The organism is Campylobacter sp. TTU-622, from assembly GCF_016598965.1.
GTDB lineage: Bacteria > Campylobacterota > Campylobacteria > Campylobacterales > Campylobacteraceae > Campylobacter_D.
The window spans coordinates 1-5,618 of sequence record NZ_JAENKR010000081.1 but is presented as its reverse complement, the minus strand read 5'-3'; the positions used below and the strand labels follow the sequence as shown (position 1 = coordinate 5,618).

General features: G+C 30.0%; 5 protein-coding genes. All 5 read right to left on the bottom strand.

Annotated elements, in window-relative coordinates:
• Positions 1–102: 102 nt before the first annotated feature.
• Positions 103–1,440, bottom strand: coding sequence for an MmgE/PrpD family protein (locus tag JG677_RS06760; protein WP_200285880.1), 1,338 nt, complete (start codon positions 1,438–1,440; stop codon positions 103–105).
• Positions 1,441–1,448: 8 nt separating this feature from the next.
• Positions 1,449–2,816, bottom strand: coding sequence for an adenylosuccinate lyase (gene purB / locus JG677_RS06755; RefSeq protein WP_200285878.1), 1,368 nt, complete (start codon positions 2,814–2,816; stop codon positions 1,449–1,451).
• Positions 2,817–2,825: 9 nt separating this feature from the next.
• Positions 2,826–3,989: a trans-sulfuration enzyme family protein gene (locus JG677_RS06750; RefSeq protein WP_200285876.1), complete on the bottom strand. Its 1,164-nt coding sequence runs from the start codon at positions 3,987–3,989 to the stop codon at positions 2,826–2,828.
• Positions 3,990–4,000: 11 nt separating this feature from the next.
• A complete protein-coding gene (dcuC, locus tag JG677_RS06745) occupies positions 4,001–5,440 on the bottom strand; it encodes a C4-dicarboxylate transporter DcuC (RefSeq protein WP_200285874.1) in 1,440 nt (479 codons plus the stop codon).
• A 2-nt stretch (positions 5,441–5,442) separates the two neighbouring features.
• On the bottom strand, positions 5,443–5,618 hold a 176-nt coding region (locus JG677_RS06740; protein WP_267905150.1), incomplete at its 5' end, for a Rid family hydrolase.

Sequence of the window (5,618 nt, the reverse complement as noted above, 5' to 3'; positions counted from 1 at the left end):
ATCTAAAATTTAATATTTTTTACTTATCAATCTTTAAAAATACTAATAATTTTAATACTTTATTTAATTACTCAAAATGTAAAAAAGCTAAGTTTTAAAAGCTTATAAAAAATTATTTTGTTTTTCTAAATTCATAATAAAATCAAACAAATCATTAGCTTCTTTATTGTTTAGTTTTATACAAACATTATTTAAAAATTTAGTTTTTAGCTCTTCAAATTTTAAAGGATTATCAAAATTACCTTTATTAATAAAAACATCTTTTTGAATTATCTTTCCATTTTGCAAAATAGCTTTTAAATGTCCTGGAAAATATTTTGGAAAACCTTGAGATTTTCTTTTTTCATAAGTAATTTTTTTAGCAAAATCAAGTATTTCTTTACGTTTTAAATTTTCATAAGATTTAAAAGTAATTTGACCATCAAAAAATCCTAAAGCCATTAAAAAAGGCATAGAAAATTTAGCTTCATAAGCACTCTTTGGAGTATATTTTATTTCTAAAGGATCACAAATAAAAGAGATAGGAACCTCATCAACAAAACAATGAATATTTTTAATTTCATTAGCCTTCAAGCCATCATTTCTTAAAGCAATAGCACAATCAATAAACCCGTGAGCAAAATGACAACTTGGATAAGGCTTTATCGAAACTTGCATAGTTTGCCAAATTTCACCTAAACCTTTATTAAGTTCTGTTTTATCGCACTCTTCTTCTATGCCAAAACATTTAAATATATTATCTCTGCCTTCAAAAATACTCAAAGGTCCACTCGTGTTATTTTTAGCAAAATGAGCAATCATAATTCCATTTTTAATGACATTAGCAATATGTAAAACTTTTGAATTAGATCCATTAGATAAAAACTCATTTATCCCACTTGCAAAGCTTCCTGCAAGTCCTAAAGCATTAATAATTTGCTCTTTATTTAGATCTAGTAAAATTGCACTTGCACTAACACTTCCAAAAATTCCTGCAATAGCAGTAGTATGAAAACCACGCTTATGAAAAGTGCCTTTGCTTGCAATACCTACTCTAGCTGCAATTTCCCAGCCAACTATAAAAGCTTTAATATTTTTTTTAGCATCTTGATTGATAGAAAAACCATAGCTTAAACAAAGCGGAGTTAAAATTGCACTTGCGTGCAAAATAGCTTCTGTATGCGTATCATCAAAATCTAACATATGAGAAGCAATGCCATTAAGCATAGTGGCATATATAGGATCTAATTTTTGATCATTTATCCAAACAGAAGTATTTTTTTCTATGCTTAAATTTTCAAAAGTCTTAAAAACATTTAAAACACATTCTTCTTTGCTTGCTGCTATCGCGGTTCCAAGACTATCAAGCATGAGCTCTTTAGCCCTTTGAATAACCACATTAGGGATATTTTCATATTTAAGATTAAAAATAAAATCTGCTAAAATTTCGCTATAAAACATAATTTTTCCTATTTTAAAATAGCACTATTTTTAATTTTTTCTAAAAATTCATCTACAAGTTTTGGTGCGTATCCTACATAGGTTGTTGCATCAAGTAAAGCATCAATTTCCTCTTCTTTTAATACCTTAGATACTCTTTTATCTTTAAGTAAAACTTCTTTAAAGGTTTTTTGTTTTTCAATGCCTAGCATTGCATTTTCATAAACAATCTCATGAGCGTGTTGTTTTCCATAATGATCACTTAATGCAAACATAATGCGTTCTGCTAAAACAAAGCCATTAAGAGTATTTAAATTTTTAAGCATCTTATCTTTTTTTACCTCTAAATCACTAAGAGCAAATTTCATATTTGCTAAAATTACAGAAAGCATTAAAAACATTTCAGGCAAAAGTTTCCATTCCATTTTCCAAACTTGTCCATCTCTTTCGTGCTCGTGTCTTTCAATATCACTTAAAATTGCTAAATTTGCCCTAAAAGCATTGCTTACTGTAACTGCATTTTCACTTATTGCAGGATTTCTTTTGTGTGGCATAGTAGAGCTTCCAACTTGTCCTTTACCAAAAGGTTCTGCAACTTCATCAATCTCATTATGTGAAAGAATTAAAATTTCATGTGCAATTTTGTTAAAAGTTGCATTAATATTACCCAAAACAAAACCAAGTTCTACAAAGCGATCACGTGCACTTTGCCAAGAAATATTAGGTACATTAAGTCCTAGATTTTCTAAGGTAAGTCTTTCTGCTTCATTACACTGATCACTTAAACTTGCTTTAGTTCCTACAGCACCTACTATACTACCCACATAAAGTCTTTTTTCAAGTTCAAGTATTCTTTCAAAATGACGTTCAAGCTCACTTAACCAAATAGCCACTTTATGACCAAAAGTAATAGGCAAAGCTTGAAGAGTTAAAGTTCTTCCTATCATAGCAGTATTTTTATATGTTTTAGCTAATTTTACTAAAGCTTTTGCAATGTCCTTTAATTCACTTTTTATAAGTTGCATCGCTTCTTTAAATTGCAAGACAAGCCCTGTATCAATAATATCTTGAGTAGTTACCCCAAAATGAACATATTCGCCTAAATTATTATCACAAGCTTTTTCTAAAGCTCTAACAGTTGGAACTAAAGGATGTTTAGTTTTTTTGAATTCAGCAAAAATAAAATCCATATCCATAAATTTATAATGAGCTTTTTTTGCTATTTCATCAGCTGCCTCTTTAGGAATAATTTTAAGTTTTGCTTGTGCTTTTGCTAATGCTGCTTCAACATCGAGCCATTTTTGTATGCGATTTTGCTCACAAAAAATCTCACGCATACTTTCAGTACTCCAAGAATTTGCCAATAATTTTTGATCAAATACGCTAATTCCTGTCATTTTATCTCCTTATTTTTTAATACTATCAAAAGCTTGTGTTAAATCAGCAATTAAATCTTTAGTATCCTCAAGACCTATATGAAATCTTACAAATGGACCTCTTGTGCTTAAATCTATTGCAGTTCTAGGCGGAGTAGTAACAGTGGCTAAGCTTTCATATCCACCCCAACTTGCGCCGATTGAAAAGTATTTTAATTTATCTACAAATTTAATAGCATCATCTTTATCATAACCCTCTGCAAATTCTATGGTAATCATACCATTGGCACCTTTGTGATCACGCATAAAAATTTCATAATTTGGATGAGATTTGAGTTTTGGATAGAAAATAGTTTTAATTTCTTTTCTACTTTGTAAAAATTCTACAATTTCATCAGCACTTTTTTCGTGAGCTCTCATTCTTATATCCAAAGTTCTCATACCACGAAGCACTAAATAAACATCATCAGGACTTGTTGTAAAACCAAAAACTTCTGGAAGCCTGTTAAAATTTTTCCACTCTTTTTCATTTACTACTACTATACCCATAGTTACATCAGAGTGTCCGCTAAGATATTTTGTAGCAGCAATAACCGAAATATCTACTCCAAGCTCTAAAGGATTTAAAAAATATCCACTAGAATAAGTATTATCAATAGCTACTGGTATATTATGTGCGTGAGCGATTTTGCAAAGTTTTGGCAAATCTATAATTTCATAAAGGATAGAGCCTGGGCTTTCGCATAAAATAAGCTTAGTATTAGGTTTGATTTTTTCTTCAATATCGCTTGCGTCAGCTTTTAAAAAATCAACTTCAACGCCTATTTTTTCCAAAAATAATTCACAAATTGTTCTAACAGGGCCATAAATAGCATCAGTAATTAAAAAATGTGCATCTTTACTTGCATAATTTAAAAGCACCATAGCAAGTGCTGCAAGACCTGTTGGGAAAAGTTGGGCTCTATAACCACCTTCTAAAGCACAAATAAGTTTTTCAAGTTCAAAATTTGTTGTCGTTCCTCTAGCGCCATAACTTAAAACACGTTCTGTTTTTCTTAATTCCTTATGTTTTTGCCAACTAGCATGATCTTTAAAAAGTATAGTTGATGCACGCATAAGCACAGGATTAACCGATCTTGCTTCAACGCTTTGATCACCTCTACCACAATGAATAAGTTTAGTTTTTGATCTCATTCTTTTCTCCTTTAAATATAAATATAAGTCATAATAATATTTATTATAGTTGCTACAAACATAGGAATAGCTGTTCTTTTAATTATAGCAAAAGGACTAACTTTTGCTATAGATGAAATAGCTAAAATTGCAGGTGCAATAGGACTAATACACCTTCCAAAACCAGTCATAATTTGAATAGGTGCTATCATAATAATAGTTTCAATGTTGAAATGTTTTGCTATATTTGGAATAAGTGGAGCAAAGCTAAAGAATGCTGCATTTCCTGAACCCATTAAAAAAGCACAAATTGCAAGCAAAATTGAAACCACAACAATAATAACAAAAACTCCAAATCCTGCATTTTTACAAAATTCTATTAAAATATCTACGAAACCAACAGATAAAAGACCATTTGCAAATACTTGACCACAAACTATAAGTGAAACTGTAATAACAAATAAATGCCCCATTCCTTTGAAGAAAATCATAATGGAATTTAGTGTTTCTACTACGCTTTTATAACGTATCATTTCAAAAATAATAGCCACAAAAGTTGAAATAATCATTGCTACTGGAACATTCATTTTAATTGCAGTACTAGTAGCTGCTTTTACTTCTTGGGCACTACTTATTCCCATTAAAACTAATATACTATCAAGCACTGAACTAAATCCTAAAATTAAAACCAAAGGGATTATAGGCAAAATAGCATAAATTCTAGGAGGCTTTTTAAGTTCTTTTTCTTTGTCTTCATTTTCGTTGAGTTCTTTTTCAATTTCTTGTATATTAAAAATAAAATTATCTTTTTTATCAAAAAATTTATTGCAAAAATATACTGTAATACCTACAACTATAATAATTGGTAAAGTTACAGGAAGTTGATAATGAACAAAATAAATTGCAGGATCAATCTCAGCTATCTTTGATGCCATAATAACATTTCCACTTGCAGGACCATGATCAATGTATTGACAAATACCAATAACACTCAAAGCAGAAAGTTTTGAAACACCTGAGCGCACAAGTATAGGATACATAGTAACCATAAGTAAAAGTGCCAAACCTGCGTGAGATGGTATAAAAAGAACCAAAAATTGCACAATAAAATAAGCAACTATAAGCAAAACATAGGGAGATTTTATTGTTTTTAAAGGTTTTTCAAAAACTTTAAAAAGCGCATAAGAAGCCCCTACATGATCCATATAGGCAGAAAAACCTGCTATACTCATAAGTGTAAGACCAAGTCCAGCCAATGTTTTTGACATAGTCTGATTAAAAACTTCAAATATATCAAAAAAACCTAGATTTAAAGAACCCTTAGCGACAATATGCGGAGAAAGTCCAAAAATAGCAGCTAAAGAAAGCAAAAGCAAGCCACTTAAAAGCAATGCCATATGTGCATTGATTTTTTTATAAAGCATAAATACAAGCAAAGCTATACTAAATAATGAAAAACCAAGTCCTAGCAATTTTATCCTTTAACCGCTATAACTTCAATTTCAACCAAAGCATTTTTTGGTAGATCTTTTACTGCAAAAGCACTTCTTGCAGGATAAGGAGCTTTAAAAAAGCTTGAATATACTTCATTAAAATTTACAAAATCATTAATGTTAGCCAAAAAACAAGTTGTTTTAATTACATTATCAA